Origin of the sequence: Pseudomonas rhizoryzae, from assembly GCF_005250615.1 — a bacterium.
Lineage (GTDB): Bacteria > Pseudomonadota > Gammaproteobacteria > Pseudomonadales > Pseudomonadaceae > Chryseomonas > Chryseomonas rhizoryzae.
In genome coordinates this window covers 381,833-403,061 of the sequence record NZ_SULM01000004.1, presented here as the reverse complement: position 1 = coordinate 403,061, position 21,229 = coordinate 381,833, and the positions used below count along the sequence as shown (strand labels likewise).

Genomic DNA, 21,229 nt, shown 5'->3' with positions numbered 1-21,229 from the left:
CGAGGATGACGAGATGGGTTTGCTGGTTGATGGACAGTGGCAGGACCGTTGGTACGACAACGGTAAAGATGGTCATTTCAAACGCGAAGAGGCGCAGCGCCGCGACTGGATCGCCCGGCCTGAGCAGCCAATCCCTGATGGTGCCAAGCGCTTCGCGCCGGAAGCCGGCCGCTACCACCTCTACGTATCCCTGGCCTGCCCCTGGGCCCATCGCACCCTGATCTATCGCAAGCTCAAGGGGCTGGAGTCGCTGATCGGCGTCTCGGTGGTCAGTTGGCTGATGCGTGAACAGGGTTGGACCTTCGATCCGGCACAGGGCTCGACGGGCGACGACCTCTATCACCTCGAGCGCCTCTACCAGCTCTATCAACGCGATCAGGCCGACTACACCGGTCGCGTGACGGTGCCGGTGCTCTGGGATCGCCAGCAGGAGCGCATCGTCAGCAACGAATCCGCCGAGATCATCCGCATGTTCAATGGCGCCTTCGACGACCTCACCGGTAATCGCCTGGACCTCTATCCGGAAGCCTTGCGCGGGCGCATCAACGCACTCAACGAGCGGATCTATCCGACGGTCAACAACGGCGTCTACCGGGCCGGCTTCGCGACGACCCAGGACGCCTATGAAGAGGCTTTCGACGAGGTCTTCGCCACCCTCGACGATCTCGAACAGCTACTGCAGCAGCAGCGCTATCTCACCGGCGAATGGCTGACCGAAGCCGACTGGCGCCTGTTCACCACCCTGATCCGCTTCGATGCCGTCTACCATGGTCACTTCAAGTGCAACCTGAGGCGCATCCGCGACTATCCGGCGCTACAGGGCTGGCTGCGCGAGTTGTACCAGTGGCCAGGCATCGCCGCGACCGTCGACTTCCAGCACATCAAGCACCATTACTACGGCAGCCACGTCCAGATCAATCCGACTGGCATCGTGCCCAAGGGACCGGCTCTGGAGCTGGACCTGCCCCCTGGCCGCGAGGCCTTGAGTGGAGCCGGCATCCAGGGCGCGGCCTGAGCTTAGGCCGACTGAGCGCCCTCGAACCAGGCCAGCTTCTCCCGTAACGCGACCACCTCGCCGACGATCACCAAAGTCGGCGCATGGACTTCGTGCTGGGCGACCAGCTGCGGCAGATCCTGCAGGGTGCCGGTGAACACCCGCTGGTTGGCGGTAGTGCCCTGCTGCACCAGGGCCGCTGGCGTTGCCGGATTCTTGCCATGGGCGATGAGCTGCTCGCAGATGGTCGGCAGCCCCACCAGCCCCATGTAGAACACCAGCGTCTGACCCGGCGCGACCAGATCGGTCCATGGCAGATCGGCCGAGCCATCCTTGAGATGGCCGGTGACGAAGCGTACCGACTGAGCGTGATCCCTGTGGGTCAGGGGAATGCCGGCATAGGCCGCACAGCCACTGGCCGCCGTGATGCCCGGCACCACCTGGAAGGGAATGCCTTCGGCTGCCAACTCTTCGATCTCTTCGCCACCCCGGCCGAAGATGAAGGGATCGCCGCCCTTGAGGCGCAGGACCCGCTTGCCCTCCTGGGCCAGCTTGACCAGCAGGCGATTGAGGTCTTCCTGGGGTACGGCGTGCTCGGCGCGCCGCTTACCTACATAGATGCGATCGGCATCGCGCCGGCACATGTCGAGGATGGTCGGGGCGACCAGCCGGTCATAGAGCACTACGTCAGCCTGCTGCATCAGGCGCAGCGCGCGAAAGGTCAGCAGATCCGGATCGCCCGGACCGGCACCGACCAGGTAGACCTCGCCGCGGAAGGTTTCTCCTTCGCCCGTCAACTTGGCTTCCAGCAATTGCTCGGCAGCCTGGGGCTGGCCGGAGAACACCTTCTCGGCGACCTCCCCCTGGAACACCTCTTCCCAAAAGATACGCCGCGCCTGGATGTCGGCGAAGCGCGCCTTGACCCGGGCACGAAAACGCTGGGCCAATTGCGCCAGTTGACCATAGGTGGCCGGAATCCAACTTTCCAGCTTGGCGCGCACCAGGCGCGCCAGGACCGGAGCATCGCCGCCACTGGAAATGGCGATCACCAGCGGCGATCGGTCGACGATGGCTGGGAAGATCACAGTGCACAGCTTCGGCGCGTCCACGGCATTGACCGGCAGACCCAGGGCCTGGGCATCGTGGGACACCGTCTCGTTGACCACGTCATCGTCGGTGGCGGCGATCACCAGGCAGTGCCCGGCGAGCAAGTCCGCCGCATAGCGTTGTACCAGGCACCTGCCGCCCTTTGCCTCGACGAAGGCACGGACCTCCGGCTCGATCTCCGGTGCGACCAGGGTGATGCGGGCGCCGGCCTCGGCCAGGAGCACGCTCTTGCGCAAGGCGATATCGCCCCCGCCGATCACCAGCACCGGACGGCCGTCGAGCTTGTGGAAGAGCGGCAGGTAGTCCATCAGCCGATGACCTCGATACCGCCCATGTAAGGCTTGAGCACCTCGGGCACGCGGATGCTGCCGTCGGCCTGCTGGTAGTTTTCCAGTATGGCGACCAGGGTGCGGCCCACGGCCAAACCCGAGCCGTTGAGGGTGTGCACCAGCTCGGGCTTGCCCTCGGCGTTGCGGAAACGGGCCTGCATCCGGCGCGCCTGGAAGTCACCGCAGTTGGAGCAGGACGAGATCTCGCGGTACTTGCCCTGGCTCGGCACCCAGACTTCCAGGTCGTAGGTCTTGGTGGCACCGAAGCCCATGTCGCCGGTGCACAGCGACAGCACGCGATAAGGCAGCTCCAGGCGCTGCAGCACGGTCTCGGCGTGGCGGGTCAGTTCTTCCAGCGCCGCGAACGAGGTGCTCGGCTCGACGATCTGGACCATCTCCACCTTGTCGAACTGGTGCTGGCGGATCATGCCGCGGGTGTCACGCCCCGAGGCACCGGCCTCACTGCGGAAGCACGGGGTGTGAGCGGTGAACTTCAGCGGCAGGCGCTTGGCATCGAGGATCTGGCCGGCGACCAGGTTGGTCAGGGTGACTTCGGCGGTGGGGATCAGATACAGATCGCTCTCGCCATCGCGACCGATCTTGAACAGGTCTTCCTCGAACTTGGGCAACTGACCCGTGCCCTGCAGGGTCTCGGCCTGTACCAGATAGGGAGTGTAGGCCTCTTCGTAACCGTGCTCGCCGGTGTGCAGGTTCAGCATGAACTGCGCCAGGGCGCGATGCAGGCGGGCGATGGGGCCGCGCATCACGGCGAAGCGCGCGCCGGAGAAACGTGCCGCGGTCTCGAAGTCCAACCAGCCGTGGGTCTCGCCCAGGGCGACGTGATCCTTGATCTCGAAATCGAAGTCGCGCGGCGTACCCCAGCGACGCACTTCGACGTTGTCGTCTTCGTCCTTGCCGACCGGTACCGAGGCATCGGGCAGGTTGGGCAGGCCCAGCAACAGGGCGTCCAGTTCGCCCTGGACACTGTCCAGCTCGCGCTTGGCTTCTTCCAGTTCGCTACCCATGCGGTCGACCTCGGCCAGCAGCGGCGCGATGTCCTCGCCACGCGCCTTGGCCTGGCCGATCCCCTTGGAGCGGGCGTTACGCTCGGCTTGCAGGGTCTCGGTGCGGGTCTGCACCTCCTTGCGACGAGCTTCCAGCGACTCCACCAGGCTGACGTCGAGGACGTAGCCACGGGTCGCCAGGCGTGCGGCCACCTCCTGGGTTTGGGTGCGAACCAGTTTCGAATCAAGCATGTCCGTGTCTCTTGCTTAGGAATGGGGGCGGCGGCGTGGGCGGAACGTCAGGAACGCCGCCGACGCTGGCGCGGGCTGGACCGGTCGAGGTCCGCCAGGTGCTGCAGTTTATCGCGGATCTTCAGCTCCAGCCCACGGGGAACCGGCTCATAGTAGCGCCGCGGCTCGAGTTCTTCGGGAAAGTAGTCTTCCCCTGCGGCATAGGCTTCCGGCTCGTCGTGGGCGTAGCGGTATTCATCGCCGTAGCCAAGATTCTTCATCAACTTGGTGGGCGCGTTGCGCAGGTGCAGCGGCACCTCGCGCGAGCCGTTCTGGCGCACGTCGGCCAGCGCTGCCTTGTAGCCCATGTACACCGCCTTGCTCTTGGGCGCGCAGGCCAGGTAGACGAGCGCCTGGGCGATGGCCAACTCGCCTTCGGGGCTGCCCAGGCGCTCCTGTACATCCCAGGCATCCAGGCACAGGCTCAGGGCGCGAGGGTCGGCGTTGCCGATGTCTTCGCTGGCCATGCGCACCACGCGCCGGGCGATATACAGCGGATCGCAGCCACCATCGATCATCCGCGCGAACCAATAGAGCGCGCCATCCGGACTGGAGCCCCGTACCGACTTGTGCAAGGCGGAGATCTGGTCGTAGAAGGCCTCGCCGCCCTTGTCGAAGCGACGGCGCTGATCACCTAGTAGGCTTTGGAACAGTTCGGCATCCAGCACCCCGCCGTCCTCAGCCAGATCAGCGGCGTTCTCCAGCAGGTTGAGCAGGCGCCGGCCATCGCCATCGGCGGCGGCCAGCAGCAGCGCCAGGGCATCGTCGGGCAGGCTCAGGTGGCGCTCACCCAAGCCCTTGGCACTGGTCAGCGCGCGCCGCGCCAGACCGCCGAGGGCCTCGTCGTCCAGGCTCTTGAGCACATAGACCCGCGCTCGCGACAACAAGGCGTTGTTCAGCTCGAAGGAAGGATTCTCGGTGGTCGCCCCGATGAAGATCAGGGTGCCATCCTCGACATAGGGCAGGAAGGCATCCTGCTGGGACTTGTTGAAGCGGTGTACCTCGTCGACGAAGAGGATGGTGCGCCGGCGGTACTGGGCGGCCTGCTGCTTGGCCACCTCCACCGCGTGACGGATTTCCTTCACGCCGGAGAGGACCGCCGAGAGGGTCTCGAAATGAGCGTCGGACACCTGGGCCAGCAGCCGCGCCAGGGTGGTCTTGCCCACCCCCGGCGGCCCCCAGAAGATCATCGAATGCAGCGCGCCCTGCTCCAGCGCCTCGCGCAGGGGCTTGCCACGGGCCAGCAGATGCTGCTGGCCCGCATATTCATCGAGGGTCTCGGGACGCATGCGGGCAGCCAAGGGCTGCCCGACGGGTGCGGCGCTGAAGAGATCCATGGGGCGCGATCACTCCTGGATGACGTCAGCTCCCTTGGGCACCTGGAAGGTGAACTGGGAGGCGTCTACCGGTTCGTTGAGCTTGACGTTGAAGAAGAGGATGTTGGTTCTTTGACCGGCGCCGTCGATCAGTTGCATGTCGTTGATCACGCCATTGCGGAAGGACAGGCGCAAGCTGTCGAACAGGCTGTCCTTGGTCTTGGGCTTGAGCACGAAGTCGACGACGTTGCCGGCGTCCTTGCTGGTGACATCGAAGCTACTTTCGATCTTCGAGATATCACCCGACAGCAGGAGTGCCGGGGTCTGGGTCAGGCGCATGTCCAGCTTGCGGATGGTGACCTGCTCCAGGTCCGGATCGTACAGCCAGACCTGCTTGCCATCGGATACCAACAGTTGCTCCTGGGGCGGATCGGTATGCCAGCGGAACAGCCCCGGGCGCTTGAGGCTCATGTTGCCCGCGGTTTCCTGCAGGCGCGTCCCGGAACCATCCAGGGTCAGTTGGGAGAAACGCGCGGTCAGAGTCTGGGCCTTGTCCAGCAACTGCGACAGGCGAGTCACCGACGCCTGGTCGGCATGGGCGGAAAAGCTCAGGGCAGCCAAGGCCGCCAGGGCAAAGCAACGCAACTTGTGCATCGAGGTCCTCATGGATGTCAGTCTCTCACCGGCGCGGGCGCTATGACTTCGCGCGAGCCATTGGTATTCATGGGCGATACGACACCGGCCATTTCCATGGTTTCGATCATGCGTGCCGCCCGGTTGTAACCGATCTTGAGCTTGCGCTGCACCGCGGAGATGGAGGCGCGCCGGCTCTCGGTAACGAAACGCACGGCTTCGTCGTAGAGCGGATCGTCCTCGTCGCTGTCGCCACCCTCGCCGCCGCCGCCCTCGAAGCCAGCGCCACCGCCCTCGTCCGGGCCGCTGAGGATGTCTTCGATGTAGTCGGGCGCGCCGCGCTCCTTCCAGGCCTCGACGACGCGGTGAACCTCGTCGTCGGAGACGAAGGCGCCGTGGACCCGGATCGGCAGACCGGTGCCGGGCGGTAGATAGAGCATGTCACCGTGGCCGAGCAACTGTTCGGCGCCGCCCTGGTCGAGAATGGTCCGGGAGTCGATCTTGCTCGACACCTGGAAGGCCATCCGGGTAGGAATGTTGGCCTTGATCAGACCGGTGATGACGTCCACCGAAGGCCGCTGGGTCGCCAGGATCAGGTGGATACCCGCCGCCCGCGCCTTCTGGGCGATCCGGGCGATCAGCTCCTCGACCTTCTTGCCGACGATCATCATCATGTCGGCGAATTCGTCCACCACCACGACGATGGTCGGCAGCGTCTTCAGCAGCGGCGCCTCGTCGTCCATGCTTTCGCGGCGATAGAGCGGATCGGTCAGCGGCGTGCCCGCCTCTTCGGCGTCCTTCACCTTGCGGTTGAAGCCGGCCAGGTTCCGTACACCCATGGCCGCCATCAGCTTGTAGCGCCGCTCCATCTCCGCCACGCTCCAGCGCAGGGCGTTGGCGGCTTCCTTCATGTCGGTGACCACCGGACAGAGCAGGTGCGGAATGCCTTCGTAGATCGACAGTTCCAGCATCTTCGGGTCGATCATGATCAGCCGCGCCTCGTCCGGGCTCGACTTGAACAGGATCGACAGCAGCATGGCGTTCACGCCCACCGACTTACCGGAACCTGTGGTACCGGCCACCAGCAGATGCGGCATCTTGGCCAGGTCGGTAATGACCGGTTTGCCGCCGATGTCATGGCCCAGGGCCAGGGTAACCGGCGACTTGGCCGCGGCGTACTCGGGAGACTCCAGCACCTCGGAGAACCGCACGATCTGGCGGTCTTCGTTGGGAATCTCGATACCCACGGTGGTCTTGCCGGGAATGACTTCCACCACCCGCACGCTGAACACGGCAAGCGAGCGCGCCAGGTCCTTGGCCAGGTTGGAGATACGGCTGACCTTGACCCCAGGCGCCGGCTGGATCTCGAAGCGGGTGATCACCGGGCCGGGATGCACGCTCTCCACGGTCACCTCGACGCCGAACTCCTTGAGCTTGACTTCCAGCAACCGCGACATGTTCTCGAGGAATTCCGGCGAGTAGCTCTGCTGCTTTTTCTCGGCGCGATCCAGGATCGACAGCGGCGGCAAGGTCCCTTCCAGATCCGCATCCACCCGAATCACGGCAGGGGTGGGCGCGGCGGGCATGGGTGCGCTCTTGCGTGGCGGAGGTGCGGGCATGGCCACACTGGCCGCAGCGATGGGAGCGGCGGCCTGCGGTGCGGGCTCGACCGCCTCGGCGACGACGCGGCTGGGCGTCGGCATCTCGATGCGCGGCGCAGCGCGTTCCATTCGCGGCGGCGGGGCGATATCGAGCAGGTCGTCCAGCTCCTCGTCGGCGACGGGCACTTCGCGCGCCTTAGGCTTGCGCGCCACCGGCGGCGAAATCGGCTCCTGCTCATCGTAGAAATCGAGCTCCGGCGCCTGCCGACGACCACCCGCCAGGCGACTGAAGCCGCCCTGTACCAGATCCAGCAGATCCAAGACGACCTTGCCGGTGAAATCCATCACCTTGAACCAGGACAGATCGGTGAAGACCGTCAAGCCGAGCAGGAACAGGGCCAGGAACAACAGGGTGCTGCCCTGGACATTGAGCGCGGTGACCGACAGCTGCCCAAGGCTCTCACCCAGGGCGCCGCCAGCGGAAGCCGGCAGACCGGAGGCGGCATGGAAATGGATGTAGGCCAGCACCGAACCCGAGATCACCAGGAGCACCAGGCCGATCAGCCGCCAGGAAAATAGCCAGCCACTCCACTCCCACGGCAGATGCCGCTTGCGGAAGACCTGCCAGGTCTTGACCGCCAGCAACACCGGAAACACGAAGGCGAAGTAGCCGAGCGCCATGAACAGCACATCCGCCAACCAGGCACCGGCACGCCCGGCAGTGTTATGGACTTGATCGATACGGCTGGTATGGGTCCAGCCCGGGTCGGAAGGGTCGTAGCTCAACAGAGCCATGAGCAGATACAGGCACAAGGCGGCCAGTGCGATGAGCACCACCTCCTTGAGACGATAATGCAGATGCTCACGCCAATGATTGACGTGGCTGGCAGAACTGGATTGCTTCAAGCGCGCTTTTCCCGCACACGGAACGTGTGACCGTGAATCAAAAACAGTGCGCCATTCTAGATCGCCCGGGCCGAGGTTCTACAGTCCCGAGACGAAACATGGCACGATAGCGGACGGCAGTACCGGAACCGCCTTCAGGCACAACATTGGAGCATTCTTTCGTTGTCCTGACAAAGAGTTATGACGAATTCTTGAGCTGGTTACGCACACTTAGCACCCCTTGAGCTCCACCCATCAGAAGGCGCCCTCCCCTACCATGGTGAAATGGCTGACCCGCGAAAGCCCTGACTTTCCGCCCTTGCGGCAAGCGCTGCGCGAGCCCAACGGGCTGCTGGCCATCGGCGGCGACCTCAGCGCCGCGCGTCTGATCAAGGCCTATCGTCATGGCTGCTTTCCCTGGTACCAGGCCGGCCAACCCATCCTCTGGTGGTCACCGGACCCGCGCACCGTCATCTTCCCACCCGACCTGCACGTTTCCCGCAGCCTGGCGAAGACCCTGCGCAAGACGCCGCTACGGGTCACCTATGACCAGGCCTTCGATCAGGTCATCCAGGCCTGCGCCGGGCCTCGCCGTGATGCCGACGGCACCTGGATCACCCGGGAGATGCGCCTGGCCTACCAGGAACTGCATGCCCAAGGCTGGGCGCACTCCGTGGAAGTCTGGGACGGCGAGCAACTGGTCGGCGGCCTCTATGGCATCGCCATGGGGAAGCTATTCTTCGGCGAATCCATGTTCAGCCAGGTGGACAATGCTTCCAAGATCGGCTTCGTGACCCTGATGCGGGATCTGGCGGCCTGGGGCTTCGTCATGGTCGACTGCCAGATGCCAACCGCACATCTGGCCAGCCTGGGCGCCAGCAGCCTGTCGCGGGAACGCTTTGCCGAATACCTGGCCAAATACCTGGATCAGGCCAGTATGGCCACCTGGCCTAGCTTCCACGGGTGACTTACACTCAGGCTAGGCTTATGTAGAGGTTCGACATGACCGAGCTGGCGAGACTCAAGTTTTACGCAACCCAGCCCCACGCATGCAGTTACCTGCCCAACGAGCAGGCGACCACGCTGTTTCTCGACCCCTCGCAGCCCATGAACGGCCAGATCTATGCCGAACTTTCCGAACTCGGCTTTCGGCGCAGTGGTGATCACCTCTACCGCCCGCATTGCCAGCTCTGCAAAGCCTGCGTTCCTGCCCGCATCCCCGCCGCCCGCTTCCGCCCGAGTCGCAAGCAGAGTCGTGTACTCAAGCGCAATGCCGATATCAAGGTCACCCGCTGCGATCCCGGCTTCACCGAAGAACGCTATCAGCTGTACGCCCGCTATATCAGCGAACGCCACGCCGATGGCGACATGTTTCCACCGAGCCGTGGCCAGTTTTCCACCTTCCTCGTCAGCAACCTGCCCTACGCCTTCTTCTACGAGATGCGGGTCGATGACCGCCTGATCGGTATCGCCGTCACCGACGTGCTGCCCAATGGCATGTCCGCGGTCTATACCTTTTACGATCCCAGCGAGGAAAAGCGCAGCCTGGGCGTGTTCGGCATTCTCTGGCAGATCGCCGAAACCCGTCGCCTCGGCCTGGATGCGGTTTATCTCGGCTACTGGATCAAAGGATGTCGCAAGATGTCCTATAAGACCGAGTATCGCCCCATCGAGCTCTTCGTCAATCAGCGCTGGGTAGCCCTGACCTGACGAAATAGCGCTTTTTCTGAATTTCTGTCAGAATATGGGCCTTTTTCGCCCGGACTGCTCTGGGCCTATCTTGTCACCGAGGGCTTTTCTATATATGTCGAAAGAAGACAGCTTCGAAATGGAAGGTACTGTCGTCGACACCCTGCCCAACACCATGTTTCGCGTGGAGTTGGAAAATGGGCACGTCGTCACCGCGCACATCTCCGGAAAGATGCGTAAGAACTACATCCGCATCCTGACCGGCGACAAGGTTCGCGTGGAGCTGACGCCTTACGATCTCAGCAAGGGCCGGATCACTTACCGCGCTCGCTAACGCTCGCCAAGCGAATCCTTGCATGAAAAAGCCCGGCAATGCCGGGCTTTTTCATGAGCGGGTGTGAGCCTCAACCTGCCCTTAGGCAGGTTCGGCCGTGGTCTCGAACTCGAACTCCAGTTCGTCATCCACCGCATCGATATGCACGATGCCGCCATGATCGGCCAACTCGCCGAACAGGATCTGCTCGGCCAACGGCCGCTTGATCTTGTCCTGGATGAGTCGCGCCATGGGACGAGCCCCCATCTGCACGTCGTAGCCACGCTCCGCCAGCCAGCCACGAGCCGCATCGCTGACTTCGAGCTGAACCCGCTTGTCTTCGAGTTGCGCCTGTAGTTCGGTGAGGAACTTGTCGACGATACTCTTGATGACTTCGGTGCTCAGGCGGCCGAACTGGATGATGGTATCCAGACGATTGCGGAATTCCGGCGTGAAGCTCTTCTTGATGACTTCCATGGCATCGGACGTATGGTCCTGCAGGGTGAAACCAATGGAAGCCCGGGAGGCCGTTTCGGCACCGGCGTTGGTGGTCAGGATCAGGATGACGTTACGGAAGTCGGCTTTACGGCCGTTGTTGTCCGTCAGGGTGCCATGGTCCATGACCTGCAGCAGCAGGTTGAACACCTCGGGGTGCGCCTTCTCGATTTCATCGAGCAGCAGTACGCAGTGCGGCGTCTTGGTGATCGCCTCGGTCAGCAGACCGCCCTGGTCGAAGCCCACATAGCCGGGAGGCGCACCGATCAACCGCGATACGGTATGCCGCTCCATGTACTCGGACATGTCGAAGCGCACCAGTTCCACACCCATCGCCTTGGCCAACTGCCGCGCTACTTCGGTCTTGCCCACGCCGGTGGGACCGGCGAAGAGGAAGGAACCGACCGGCTTGTCCGGCGATTTCAGACCGGCACGGGAGAGCTTGATGGCAGTGGACAGGGACTCAATGGCCAGGTCCTGACCGAAGACGGTCAGCTTGAGATCCCGCTCCAGGTTGCGCAGCAGTTCCTTGTCGGAGCTGTTGACGGTCTTCGGGGGAATACGGGCGATCTTGGCGACGATGTCCTCGACCTGCTGCACGTCGATGCGCTCGGCACGCCGATCTTCGGGCTGCAGGCGCTGGAAGGCACCCGCCTCGTCGATGACATCGATGGCCTTGTCGGGCATATGACGATCATTGATGTAGCGAGCAGCCAGCTCCGCAGCCGCGCGCAAGGCCTCATCGGTGTACTCGATGTGGTGATGCTGCTCGAAACGCCCCTTGAGGCCGCGCAGGATGCCGTAGGTGTCGTCCACCGAGGGCTCGACGACATCGACCTTTTGGAAACGCCGGGCCAGGGCCCGATCCTTCTCGAAGATGCCACGGAATTCCTGGAAGGTGGTCGAGCCTATGCAACGGATCTCGCCGGAGGACAACAGCGGCTTGAGCAGATTGGAGGCGTCCATGACACCACCTGAAGCCGCGCCGGCACCGATGATGGTATGGATTTCATCGATGAAGAGCACCGCATGGGGCCGCTTCTTCAGCTCGGCCAGCAGCGCCTTGAATCTCTTCTCGAAGTCACCACGATACTTGGTACCAGCCAGCAACGCGCCCAGGTCCAGCGAGTAGACCACGCTGTCGGCCAGCAGATCGGGCACCTGGCCGTCGACGATGCGCTTGGCCAGGCCTTCGGCGATGGCCGTCTTGCCCACCCCGGCCTCGCCCACCAGCAGCGGGTTGTTCTTGCGGCGACGCGCCAGGATCTGGGCGACACGCTCGACTTCGTTCTCACGCCCGACCAGCGGATCGATGCGCCCTTGGCGGGCCTGCTCGTTGAGATTGCTGGCGTAGGCTTCGAGCGGATTGTTGGAAGAGCTGGGTTCGGCACCCTCTTCCTCGGCGGCATCCTGATCCTGCTCGGCCTCGGGTGCCGCACCGGGCACCTTGGAGATGCCATGGGCGATGAAGTTGACGACGTCGATCCGGGCTACGCTCTGCTGCTTGAGCAGGAATACCGCTTGGCTTTCCTGTTCGCTGAAGATGGCGACCAGCACGTTGGCGCCGGTGACCTCGCGCTTGCCGGAGCTCTGCACATGGAACACCGCACGCTGCAGAACCCGCTGGAAGCCCAGGGTCGGCTGGGTTTCACGCTCGTCGTCCTGCTGTGGGATGAGTGGCGTGGTGGAGTCTATGAATTCCAACAGATCACGGCGCAGCCGGTCGATGTTGGCACCGCAAGCTCTCAAGACGGTGGCGGCGGCTTCGTTATCCAGCAGCGCCAGCAGGAGGTGCTCAACGGTCATGAATTCATGACGCTTCGTCCTCGCCTCCTTGAAGGCGAGATTCAGGGTGACTTCGAGCTCACGATTCAACATAGCTTCACCTCATAGCCCAAGCAGCACAGTAGCCCAAGCAGCACAGATCAACTTTCGATTTCAATTTCACACAGCAGCGGGTGGTTGCACTCCCTCGCATATTGATTGACTTGCATGGCCTTGGTTTCAGCTACATCACGAGTAAATGTTCCACAGACCGCCTTTCCCTGAGTATGCACGGTGAGCATCACCTGGGTAGCCGCTTCGCGGTTCATGCTGAAGTAGCGTTCCAACACCTCGACGACGAATTCCATCGGGGTGTAGTCATCGTTATACATCAGAACGCGATATCTGGCTGGCCGTTTTAGTGCAGGTTTTGCCTCCTGCACCGCCAGGCCACCGTTGTCGCCGTCCTGATGATCGTTTTCGTCCGCCGCCAGTCGGATGGGGTCGATTGCACGCATTCTGATCGATTCCGAATTACGGGATGAATAGCAGGAAAAAAGAGCTTGATCCACGTCTCAGCCACCCATTGCCTTGCCTTGACTAAGACTGAAAGGGTGTTACAAACATCCTGTACCCGACGGGGTACCAGAGGGTTCCGTCGTAGTGGCGCCTGTGTGGATTCACTGGAACTGTAGTCGAATGATACTCCAGGCTTGGAGTCCTTTGCAGAGGGAGCCGGTATGCTCAGTGGCAAGGTCAAATGGTTTAACAACGCCAAAGGATATGGCTTCATCGTTGCAGATAACAGTGATGAAGACCTATTCGCTCATTACTCGGCCATTCAGATGGACGGTTATCGAACCCTGAAAGCGGGTCAGGCGGTCAACTTTAGTATCGTCCAGGGTCCCAAGGGCCTGCACGCCGTGGAAATCCGCCCCGCCGAGGCGAGCGTTGCCCCGACCACTACCGCCGTAGAAACTGCAGGTGCACGGGAAACGATCAGTACGGAAGCCTGATCTCACGCCCCTTCGGGGGCGCCATCCCCTGCTTCGCTCCGCTTTCCCTCGCTGTGTCCCAGGTCCCGCTCCGGGAACAGCCGGTCTCTCACCAGATTCTTCAGCGTTCGCGCGTCCGGGAAACTGCCGTCTCGCTTGCGCTCCCAGAGCAATTCACCGCCACAGCCAATCTCGAACACGCCACCAGTGCCCGGTAGCAGCGTGACGCCGCCCAGCTCGGTGCCGAAGGTGCTGAGCAACTCCTGGGCGAGCCAGCCGGAGCGCAGCAGCCATTGGCATTGAGTGCAATATTGGATGGTGATAATGGGTTTGGAGTCAGCCACGGCGCACCTCGAAAGCCTGGGCTCCCTATAATACGCAGCCCTCGATCCCCTTCGCCATGCGGTCCGACCTATGCGCCTGTTGCTATTGGTAGCCTGCCTTCTTCTGCCCACACTGTCCTGGGCTGCCGAGCCACCCAAGGTGGGCTTGGTGCTGTCGGGCGGGGCGGCGCGCGGCCTGGCGCATATCGGGGTGCTGAAGGCGCTGGAGCAACAAGGTATCCAGGTGGATGCCATCGCCGGCACCAGCATGGGCGCGGTGATTGGTGGCCTCTACGCGGCCGGCTACAGCGCCGAAGAGCTGGAGCGCATCGCCCTGGAAATGGACTGGGGCCAGGTGCTGTCCGATCAGCCACCCCGCAAGGACGTCCCCTTCCGGCGCAAGCAGGATGACCGGGATTTCCTGGTGAAGCAGAAGCTGAGCTTTCGTGACGATGGCACCCTGGGCCTGCCCATCGGCGTGATCCAGGGCCAGAACCTCGGCATGATGCTGGAAAAGCTGTTCGTCCATACCAGCGACATTCGCGACTTCGACCGCCTTGCCATTCCCTTCCGCGCCGTGGCGACGGATATCACCACCGGCGAGAAGGTGGTCTTCGATCACGGCCACCTGCCCCGGGCGATCCGTGCCAGCATGTCGATCCCGGCGGTGTTCGCCCCGGTGGAGATCGATGGGCGCCTGCTGGTAGACGGCGGCATGGTCGACAACATCCCCATCGACGTCGCCCGCAAGATGGGTGCCCAGCGCCTGGTGGTGGTCGACATCGGGACGCCCCTGCTCAAGCGCAAGGACCTGACGACGGTGCTGGATGTCCTCAACCAGTCCACCACCCTAATGACTCGCAACAACTCCCAGGCGCAACTCGCGACCCTGGGCAAGAACGACCTGCTCATCGAGCCGCCGTTGGCCAGCTATACCAGCGCCGACTTCACCGAGGTCCAGGCGCTGATCGACGCCGGTTACCGGGCGACCATGGCGATGGCCAGCGAGCTGGCGGTGTTGCGCAAGGATTCGCGCAACGAAAGATCCACCGCGGTGGCAGCCGCCCGTGCACCCTCGAGTCGCACGCCGGTGATCAATGCCATTCGCATCGAGAACGACTCCAAGGTGGAGGACGAGGTCATCCGCCACTACATCCGGCAGCGCCTGGATGAACCCTTGAATGTCGCCCGCCTGCAGGACGACATGAGCACCCTTTACGGCCTGGACTACTTCGATCAGGTGGAGTACCGCATCCAACGTGACGGCCCCGGTGACAACGTGCTGGTGATCTATGCCCGCGGCAAGCGTAGCGGTACGGACTTCCTGCGGCTTGGCCTGAATCTGTCGGACGATCTACGGGGGGACAGCGCCTTCAACTTCGGTGCCAGCTATCGGATCAACGGCCTCAATCGCCTAGGCGGCGAGTGGCTGAGCCGGGTGCAGATCGGCGACCATCAGGAGCTCTACAGCGAGTTCTATCAGCCACTCGATGTGGGCTCGCGCTATTTCATCGCCCCCTACCTCGGTGGCGAGGCACGCAACATCGAGCAACTGGAAGGCAACCATCCCATCGCGGAATACCGCCGCGAGCGTTACGGCTTCGGCTTGAATCTGGGCCGGCAGATCGGCAACAAGGCCGAGATCCGCTTCGGCATCGGCCACGACTGGGGCAGCACCAAGGTTCACATCGGGCCACGGGAGACACCGGAAGAAACCTTCACCGAGGGCTTCTACCAGTTGCGGTATTCCTTCGACGATCTGGACGACGTGAATTTCCCCCGTGAGGGCCGCGACCTGGCGCTCACGGTCAAGCAATTCGATCCGAGCCTGGGTTCGGACTCGCGCTATCGCCAGATCGATTTGCATCTGAATAGAGCGTTCAGCTACGGCTACGACACCTTCATCATCGGTGGCGGCCTGGGCCGCACCCTGTCCACCGACAGTGACACCAACGTGGTGACCAGCAGCTTCCTGCTGGGTGGCGCCTGGCAGCTTTCAGGCTATCGGCAGGATGCCCTGTCCGGGCAGAACTACGGCCTGGCGCGGCTGATCTACTATCACCAGCTCACCCAGAGATCGCTGTTCCCGCTGGATACCCCGGTCTACCTGGGCGGCAGCCTGGAACAGGGGCGGATCTGGAACCGGGACGACGACTACGACAGCGGCGATATCAGTGCCGCCAGCCTGTTCCTCGGACTGGACACGCCACTAGGGCCGCTCAGATTCATCTACGGCCTGAGCGACCAGGGCGAGCACGCCTTCTATATCAATCTGGGCAACAGCTTCTGATCAAGCGAGCCGGGACAGCAGTACCTCGGCCCGCTCTCTCTGGCTATCGCTCCCCTCGCTGACGATCTCTTGCAGCAGCGAGGTCGCCTGACGGACATCCCCCTGGTCGAGATAGGCCTCGGCCTGGGCGAAGCGCTGGGCGATGTCATCGGCCATGAAGTGTTCGTCGAGGCTCAGGTCCAGCTCGTGCACGGCGGGTAGCTCGCCCAGACCATCAGGGAAATCCTCTTCTTCCAGCACGACCTCGGTGGCGCCGGCCGCTTTCCAACCGGAATCCGCATCCAGCTCCTCGGTCAGGGCGATGGCCTCGTCGAGACTCAGGTCGGCCAGATCCAGATCGTAGTGCTCCTCGGTCACCGGTGCCGGTTCGGCCGGCTCCTGGAATTGCAGCTCCGCCGACCATTCGCTGGCGGGCGCATCGAAGTCCGGCAGGTCGAGATCGAGATCCAGCTCTTCTTCCGCGATCTCCTCCACCGGTGCGGAAGACATTCCGGGAAACTGGGCGTGCAAGACGGCCAGGCTGGCGGCGGCGCCACCCAAGGCGAGAAAGCGCTGCTCGTGCTGACTGAAGGCCTTGGCTTCACCAAGGGTCGCCAGCACGCGAAGCAGCAGCAGACGCAGATCCTGGCGCCTGTCATCTTCGGCGAGACCATTTTCCAGCACCTCGCGCGCCTGGCCATAGCGACCATAGGCGAGGTAGATCTCCGCGCGCCCGGCATGATCGTCGGCTGGCCCCGAGGCCGCCGCGGCAGCGGGCTTGGCCCGAGGTGCCACCGGCTGCGTCGCCATCAGTACCGGCTCGGGTAGCGGCTCCACCTGGTCAACCTCCTCTTCCTCCGCGACAGGCAAGGCTTCGGCGGCACGACGCCGCCGCCACCACAGCAGGCCGGCCAGCGCCAACAGCGCAGCGGCGCCGGCAAGGGACAGAGAGCGCAAGGAAAACAGTCCGGCATCGGCATCCTCAGTGGACGCCGAGCCTGGGGCAGCAGGCGTCGCCTGGGTAGCCGGAGCGGTCGAGGAAGGGGCTGCAGGCGCCGGAGTCGTCAGGGCCACTGCTCGCGCCTGCTTCAATTGCTGCTGCAGGGCATCTCGCTCCTGCTGCAGTTCGGTGATCTGGGCTTCACGCTGGGCCAGTACGGAGTCGTAGCGCTCCTGCAGCTGGGTGAGCTGGCCTTCCAGGTCTCCGACTTGCCGCCCCAGATCCTGGGTTACCAGCAAAGGCTTGGTGTCTTCGGTGTTGCCGGCTGGCGGTGCCGAGGCGGCGGCCGTTGGCGCATTCGATTCGGCGACAGGAGCTGCCCTGGTGGGCGCAGCAGGCGTAGGTGCGGGAGCCGGTGCAGGTGTACTGGGCGTGGCGGCTATCGACGGTATGGGTGCCGGAGCCGGTGCAGGCGCAGGTTTCGTTGGCGTCGGCTGCTTGGCGACGGGTTCATTGACGCCCGCCGGCAGGCGTAACGTCTGACCGGCCTTGAGCCGACGCGGATCGTTGTTGGCGAAAGATGCGGGATTGAGGGCGAACAGATCGGCCATCAACTGCTCCGCCGACCGATTGGCCATCGGCCCCAGCCGCTTGGCGATGTTCCAGAGGGTGTCCTTGGGCCGCGTCTGGTAGGTTCCCGTACCGGCGGTCAGGCCCGGGGAAGGTGCGAGCTCGGGCGGCCGCGGCGCCGGTGCGCTGGACCGCTCCACCGGCCTGGCAGCAGGTGCGGCTGGCCTGGCCGCTGGGGCGACCGCGGGGCTGGCCGGTGCGCTACTGGCCAGGCTGGCAGGTGTACCGCCATTGCGAGGCGGATCGACCAGCAAGGTAAATTCCCGCAGCTGTTTGCCACCTGGCTGCTCCAGCTGGACGATGAAGTCCAGGTAGGGCTCGATCAGCGAACGTCGGGAGGTGACCTCGATGTAGCTGCCGGCGGCCGTGCGCAGATGCGGCGTGAACACCAGGTCATTCACGAATTGGGTACGATCGACGCCAGCGCGGGCGAAGGCTTCGTTCGACGCCAGGTAAATACGGAAATCGCCGGCCTCGGCATCACCGATGTTGACCAGTTCGATGCGGGCGCGCAGCGGCTCGTTGAGCGCAGACTGCAGGGTGATACCACCAAGGCCGAGCGCCAGTGCCGCTTGAGGGGTAGTGGTCAGCGTTGCGGCCGACAGCAGGAGAAAGGCAAGGGGACGGCGTTTCGCGACCATGGATACCGCTGCGTCAGGTATTCGAAGAAACCAGTCTTTTAGCGTGGTAGCGCACAAAAAGCGCCCCCGCTACGCTGGAACGTAGCATCGATACCGACAGACGGCAAACCGGTGGTCGTCATCGAAAAACGGTGCTCTGGGCTAGTCTTGGACGCCGGGCTCGATGCCAGACGCTTCGATTCGCTTCGCAGGGCGATCAGCCCGACCACCTGAAGGAAGTCGAGCCGCCAAACGGCACTCAGCCTCGTTCGAGGTTTGCTAGCACGCGCTGATGCACCTGTTGGCAGATGGCGATTTCCTCGTCGTCCAGCCCGCTCAACAACTCCTTGCGCAAGGCTTCGGCGATGGTTTCGATCTTCTCGATCAGCGGACCGGCTTCCTGGGTCAGCATGATGCGCTTGGCGCGGCGATCTTCGGTGACCGCCAGCCGCTTTACCAGCCCTTGCTTCTCCAGACCGTCCAGCAGGCGCGCCAGGGTCGGCCCCTCGATGCTGATGCTCTGGGCCAGCTCACGCTGGGTTGGCTGCACGCCCTTCATTCGGGCCAGGTTCAGCAATACCTGCCAACGGGCCTGGGACAGCCCCAGATGACTCAGGCGACGGTCGAGCTCTGCCCGCCAAGCACGGGAGACATGAAAAATCTGGCGGCCGAACAGGTGTGGATCGGTAGTCATTCAGGCTAAACCTTGTACTTGGATTTTCTCATTATTCTGGTTGTAGGCACGCCGGGGCAACCGGCGCGCCTCGCTAGTCGGCCAATTCCGCCTGCAGCGCAGCCCGCACGCAGTAGAGCGCCCCCACCGCTACCCGTCCCTGGAAGCGGGTGGCGACCTGGGCTACGGGCGGCAATTCGCCCTCGTCTTCGAGGAAGGCATCCTGGATTTCCGCGAGCAGCTCTTCGGGCAGGTCCAGGGCCTGTTCCAGAGCGATCTGCTGCTGGGCGATGGCTTCGGCCAATAGTGCATAGACATTCTTTTCCGAGCAATTGAGTTGACGCGCGGCTTGCTCGGGCGTCATGCCGGCTCGCACCAGGGTCAGCACCTCGTGCCGCACATCGACCGCCGGGGCTGGCGCCGCGCTGCCGTCGGTCAGGGCATCGAGAAAGGCCTGACCATAGCGCTCCAGCTTGCGGGCACCTACGCCGCTGACCCGGCTCATCTCGTCCAGCGAACGCGGCTGGCTGCGCAGCATCTCCAGCAGGGTGGCATCGGGGAAGATGACGTAGGGCGGTACCGAATGCTCTTCGGCGAGCTTGCGTCTCAGGCTGCGCAAGACCTCCCAGAGCTCGCGCTCGTCGGCGCGCACCAGTTGGCTGGCGGCGCTGCCGGAAGAGCCGCTGCTGGTGCCCCGGCCGCGCTGGGGCTTGGGATCGCGGCGCAATTGGATGCTGACTTCGCCGCGCAGCAGCGGTCGGCAGCTTTCGGTCAACCGCAGGCCGCCGTACCCGTCGACGTCCACTTCGGCCAGGCCGCGGGCGACCAGTTGGCGGAACAGGGTGCGCCACTCGTCCTCACCGCGCGCCTTGCCCAGGCCAAAGACGGCCAGGCGCTGGTGGCCGAGGCTCGCGATCTTCTCGGTCTCACGACCGAGCAGGATGTCGACCAGGTGCCCTACCCCATAGCGCTGGCCACTGCGGTAGATGGCCGACAGCGCCTGGCGCGCCGGCTCGGTGGCGTCCCAGGTCTCGACGGTGTCTATGCAGTTGTCGCAATGGCCGCAGGGCTGCGGCAGGTGTTCGTCGAAATAGGCCAGCAGGACCTGGCGCCGGCAGCGGGTTTCCTCGCACAGGGCCAGCATGGCTTCCAGCTTGTGTCTTTCGATGCGCTTGTGGCGCTCGTCGCCCTCGGAGCTCTGCATCATCTGGCGCAGCAGCAGTACGTCCTGCAGGCCATAGGCCATCCAGGCATCGGCGGGCAGGCCGTCGCGGCCGGCGCGACCGGTTTCCTGGTAGTAGGCCTCGAGGCTCTTGGGCAGGTCGAGGTGGGCGACGAAGCGCACGTTGGGCTTGTCGATGCCCATGCCGAAGGCGATGGTGGCGACCATGATCAGCCCTTCCTCGTTGAGGAAGCGCTTCTGGTTGGCGGCGCGGACGTCGTTGGGCAGGCCGGCGTGATAGGGCAAGGCCGGGAACCCCTGGTTACTGAGCTGTTCGGCGACCTCTTCCACCTTCTTGCGCGACATGCAGTAGACGATGCCGGCGTCGCCGCGACGCTCGGCGAGAAAGGCCAGCAGCTGCTTGCGTGGCGCCTCCTTGGGCACGATGCGGTAGAAGATGTTGGGCCGGTCGAAACTGGAAAGGAAGCGCTCGGCCTGCTCCAGGTGCAGCCGGGTCGCCATCTCTTCGCGGGTACGGGAATCCGCGGTGGCGGTGAGCGCCAGACGCGGCACGCCGGGGAAGTGTTCGGCCAACTGGCCGAGCTGCATGTATTCCGGGCGGAAATCGTGCCCCCACTGGGAGACGCAGTGGGCTTCGTCGATGGCGAACAGGGCGATCGGCAGGCGCTTGAGGAAATCCAGCATGCGCGGCTGCACCAAGCGCTCCGGCGCGAGATACAGCAACTTGATCTCGCCGCGCTCCAGGCGCGCCGCAACGGAACGCTGCTGCTCGCCGGTCATGGTCGAATTGAGGGCGGTGGCTGCCACGCCGAGCTCTTCGAGAGTGGCGACCTGGTCGTCCATCAGGGCGATCAAGGGCGAGACCACCACGGCCACGCCGGGGCGCAACAGGGCCGGCACTTGGTAGCAGAGCGACTTACCACCACCCGTGGGCATCAGCACCAGCGCATCGCCACCGTTCGCCACGCGCTCGATGATCCGGGCCTGATTGCCCCGGAAAGCATCGTAGCCGAAGACGTCTTTTAGGATGCGCAGCGCGGGTTCTGACATGAAGCCTCCTCGAATGGAAGGCGCATTATACGGATGCGGAGCTCGCTGCGGCGGTGCTTTTCCGCCGGCCGGCCACTTGCCGGCGCGTTCGACGTGATCCCGGCGCTCGTCTACAATTCCGGCCG

The 21,229-nt window shown here is 63.8% G+C and carries 17 protein-coding genes; 6 read left to right on the top strand and 11 right to left on the bottom strand.

From position 1 onward, the window contains the following. Nucleotides 1–13 precede the first annotated feature (13 nt). The gene (locus FAZ11_RS08490; RefSeq protein WP_058773147.1) at nucleotides 14–1,015 is read left to right on the top strand and encodes a glutathione S-transferase family protein; all 1,002 of its coding nucleotides are present in this window, start codon (nucleotides 14–16) and stop codon (nucleotides 1,013–1,015) included. Nucleotides 1,016–1,017: 2 nt separating this feature from the next. On the opposite strand, the gene cysG is transcribed toward FAZ11_RS08490, so the two are convergent. Genes cysG through FAZ11_RS08465 form a run of 5 tightly spaced genes read right to left on the bottom strand, consistent with a single transcriptional unit; the run spans nucleotide 1,018 to nucleotide 8,181 of the window. Continuing rightward, nucleotides 1,018–2,409 carry a siroheme synthase CysG gene (gene cysG, locus FAZ11_RS08485; RefSeq protein ID WP_058773146.1) on the bottom strand — a complete coding sequence of 464 codons (1,392 nt, stop codon included), beginning with the start codon at nucleotides 2,407–2,409 and terminating at the stop codon, nucleotides 1,018–1,020. Next, nucleotides 2,409–3,686, bottom strand: a complete 1,278-nt coding sequence (gene serS, locus FAZ11_RS08480; RefSeq protein ID WP_058773145.1) for a serine--tRNA ligase — start codon at nucleotides 3,684–3,686, stop codon at nucleotides 2,409–2,411. Before serS ends, cysG begins: the two co-directional genes overlap by 1 nt. A gap of 47 nt (nucleotides 3,687–3,733) precedes the next feature. Continuing rightward, nucleotides 3,734–5,062, bottom strand: coding sequence for a replication-associated recombination protein A (locus FAZ11_RS08475; protein ID WP_137279553.1), 1,329 nt, complete (start codon nucleotides 5,060–5,062; stop codon nucleotides 3,734–3,736). A 9-nt stretch (nucleotides 5,063–5,071) separates the two neighbouring features. Continuing rightward, nucleotides 5,072–5,695, bottom strand: coding sequence for an outer membrane lipoprotein periplasmic chaperone LolA (lolA, locus tag FAZ11_RS08470; protein ID WP_058773143.1), 624 nt, complete (start codon nucleotides 5,693–5,695; stop codon nucleotides 5,072–5,074). Nucleotides 5,696–5,712: 17 nt separating this feature from the next. After that, nucleotides 5,713–8,181, bottom strand: coding sequence for a DNA translocase FtsK (locus tag FAZ11_RS08465; RefSeq protein ID WP_058773142.1), 2,469 nt, complete (start codon nucleotides 8,179–8,181; stop codon nucleotides 5,713–5,715). 256 nt (nucleotides 8,182–8,437) lie between these two features. On the opposite strand from FAZ11_RS08465, the gene aat reads away from it, so the two are divergent. The 3 genes from aat (at nucleotide 8,438) to infA (ending at nucleotide 10,183) form a co-directional block, all read left to right on the top strand. Next, the gene (gene aat / locus FAZ11_RS08460) at nucleotides 8,438–9,127 is read left to right on the top strand and encodes a leucyl/phenylalanyl-tRNA--protein transferase (protein WP_058762046.1); all 690 of its coding nucleotides are present in this window, start codon (nucleotides 8,438–8,440) and stop codon (nucleotides 9,125–9,127) included. Nucleotides 9,128–9,162: 35 nt separating this feature from the next. After that, the gene (locus tag FAZ11_RS08455; protein WP_058762045.1) at nucleotides 9,163–9,870 is read left to right on the top strand and encodes an arginyltransferase; all 708 of its coding nucleotides are present in this window, start codon (nucleotides 9,163–9,165) and stop codon (nucleotides 9,868–9,870) included. A 94-nt stretch (nucleotides 9,871–9,964) separates the two neighbouring features. Further along, nucleotides 9,965–10,183, top strand: a complete 219-nt coding sequence (infA, locus tag FAZ11_RS08450) for a translation initiation factor IF-1 (RefSeq protein ID WP_002553999.1) — start codon at nucleotides 9,965–9,967, stop codon at nucleotides 10,181–10,183. Between the two features lie 81 nt (nucleotides 10,184–10,264). On the opposite strand, the gene clpA is transcribed toward infA, so the two are convergent. Both clpA and clpS read right to left on the bottom strand, forming a co-directional pair. Then, nucleotides 10,265–12,535, bottom strand: coding sequence for an ATP-dependent Clp protease ATP-binding subunit ClpA (gene clpA, locus FAZ11_RS08445; RefSeq protein ID WP_058767334.1), 2,271 nt, complete (start codon nucleotides 12,533–12,535; stop codon nucleotides 10,265–10,267). A 47-nt stretch (nucleotides 12,536–12,582) separates the two neighbouring features. Then, nucleotides 12,583–12,939: an ATP-dependent Clp protease adapter ClpS gene (gene clpS / locus FAZ11_RS08440; RefSeq protein ID WP_058762043.1), complete on the bottom strand. Its 357-nt coding sequence runs from the start codon at nucleotides 12,937–12,939 to the stop codon at nucleotides 12,583–12,585. A gap of 222 nt (nucleotides 12,940–13,161) precedes the next feature. Between clpS and cspD the strand changes: the two genes are divergently transcribed. Next, nucleotides 13,162–13,437: a cold shock domain-containing protein CspD gene (cspD, locus tag FAZ11_RS08435; protein WP_058773141.1), complete on the top strand. Its 276-nt coding sequence runs from the start codon at nucleotides 13,162–13,164 to the stop codon at nucleotides 13,435–13,437. A gap of 2 nt (nucleotides 13,438–13,439) precedes the next feature. Here cspD and FAZ11_RS08430 read toward each other — a convergent pair whose 3' ends face one another. Continuing rightward, complete coding sequence (locus FAZ11_RS08430) at nucleotides 13,440–13,760, bottom strand: Rdx family protein (RefSeq protein WP_058783146.1); 321 nt, start codon at nucleotides 13,758–13,760, stop codon at nucleotides 13,440–13,442. 70 nt (nucleotides 13,761–13,830) lie between these two features. Between FAZ11_RS08430 and FAZ11_RS08425 the strand changes: the two genes are divergently transcribed. After that, nucleotides 13,831–16,029 carry a patatin-like phospholipase family protein gene (locus FAZ11_RS08425; protein WP_058773139.1) on the top strand — a complete coding sequence of 733 codons (2,199 nt, stop codon included), beginning with the start codon at nucleotides 13,831–13,833 and terminating at the stop codon, nucleotides 16,027–16,029. On the opposite strand, the gene FAZ11_RS08420 is transcribed toward FAZ11_RS08425, so the two are convergent. The 3 genes from FAZ11_RS08420 to recQ form a co-directional block, all read right to left on the bottom strand. Then, a complete protein-coding gene (locus FAZ11_RS08420) occupies nucleotides 16,030–18,219 on the bottom strand; it encodes a FimV/HubP family polar landmark protein (protein ID WP_058773138.1) in 2,190 nt (729 codons plus the stop codon). 238 nt (nucleotides 18,220–18,457) lie between these two features. Next, on the bottom strand, nucleotides 18,458–18,892 hold the full coding sequence (locus FAZ11_RS08415) for a MarR family transcriptional regulator (protein ID WP_017641756.1): 435 nt from the start codon (nucleotides 18,890–18,892) through the stop codon (nucleotides 18,458–18,460). Nucleotides 18,893–18,965: 73 nt separating this feature from the next. Then, nucleotides 18,966–21,104: a DNA helicase RecQ gene (gene recQ / locus FAZ11_RS08410; RefSeq protein WP_058767338.1), complete on the bottom strand. Its 2,139-nt coding sequence runs from the start codon at nucleotides 21,102–21,104 to the stop codon at nucleotides 18,966–18,968. Nucleotides 21,105–21,229 lie beyond the last annotated feature (125 nt).

Coding starts and splice junctions, on each gene's coding strand:
- FAZ11_RS08475 (WP_137279553.1), bottom strand. CDS start 5,062: ATGGATCTCTTCAGCGCCGCACCCGTCGGGCAGCCCTTGGCTGCCCGC.
- FAZ11_RS08420 (WP_058773138.1), bottom strand. CDS start 18,219: ATGGTCGCGAAACGCCGTCCCCTTGCCTTTCTCCTGCTGTCGGCCGCA.
- cspD (WP_058773141.1), top strand. CDS start 13,162: ATGCTCAGTGGCAAGGTCAAATGGTTTAACAACGCCAAAGGATATGGC.
- recQ (WP_058767338.1), bottom strand. CDS start 21,104: ATGTCAGAACCCGCGCTGCGCATCCTAAAAGACGTCTTCGGCTACGAT.
- serS (WP_058773145.1), bottom strand. CDS start 3,686: ATGCTTGATTCGAAACTGGTTCGCACCCAAACCCAGGAGGTGGCCGCA.
- FAZ11_RS08415 (WP_017641756.1), bottom strand. CDS start 18,892: ATGACTACCGATCCACACCTGTTCGGCCGCCAGATTTTTCATGTCTCC.
- aat (WP_058762046.1), top strand. CDS start 8,438: ATGGTGAAATGGCTGACCCGCGAAAGCCCTGACTTTCCGCCCTTGCGG.
- infA (WP_002553999.1), top strand. CDS start 9,965: ATGTCGAAAGAAGACAGCTTCGAAATGGAAGGTACTGTCGTCGACACC.
- clpA (WP_058767334.1), bottom strand. CDS start 12,535: ATGTTGAATCGTGAGCTCGAAGTCACCCTGAATCTCGCCTTCAAGGAG.
- FAZ11_RS08455 (WP_058762045.1), top strand. CDS start 9,163: ATGACCGAGCTGGCGAGACTCAAGTTTTACGCAACCCAGCCCCACGCA.
- FAZ11_RS08490 (WP_058773147.1), top strand. CDS start 14: ATGGGTTTGCTGGTTGATGGACAGTGGCAGGACCGTTGGTACGACAAC.
- cysG (WP_058773146.1), bottom strand. CDS start 2,409: ATGGACTACCTGCCGCTCTTCCACAAGCTCGACGGCCGTCCGGTGCTG.
- clpS (WP_058762043.1), bottom strand. CDS start 12,939: ATGCGTGCAATCGACCCCATCCGACTGGCGGCGGACGAAAACGATCAT.
- lolA (WP_058773143.1), bottom strand. CDS start 5,695: ATGCACAAGTTGCGTTGCTTTGCCCTGGCGGCCTTGGCTGCCCTGAGC.
- FAZ11_RS08425 (WP_058773139.1), top strand. CDS start 13,831: ATGCGCCTGTTGCTATTGGTAGCCTGCCTTCTTCTGCCCACACTGTCC.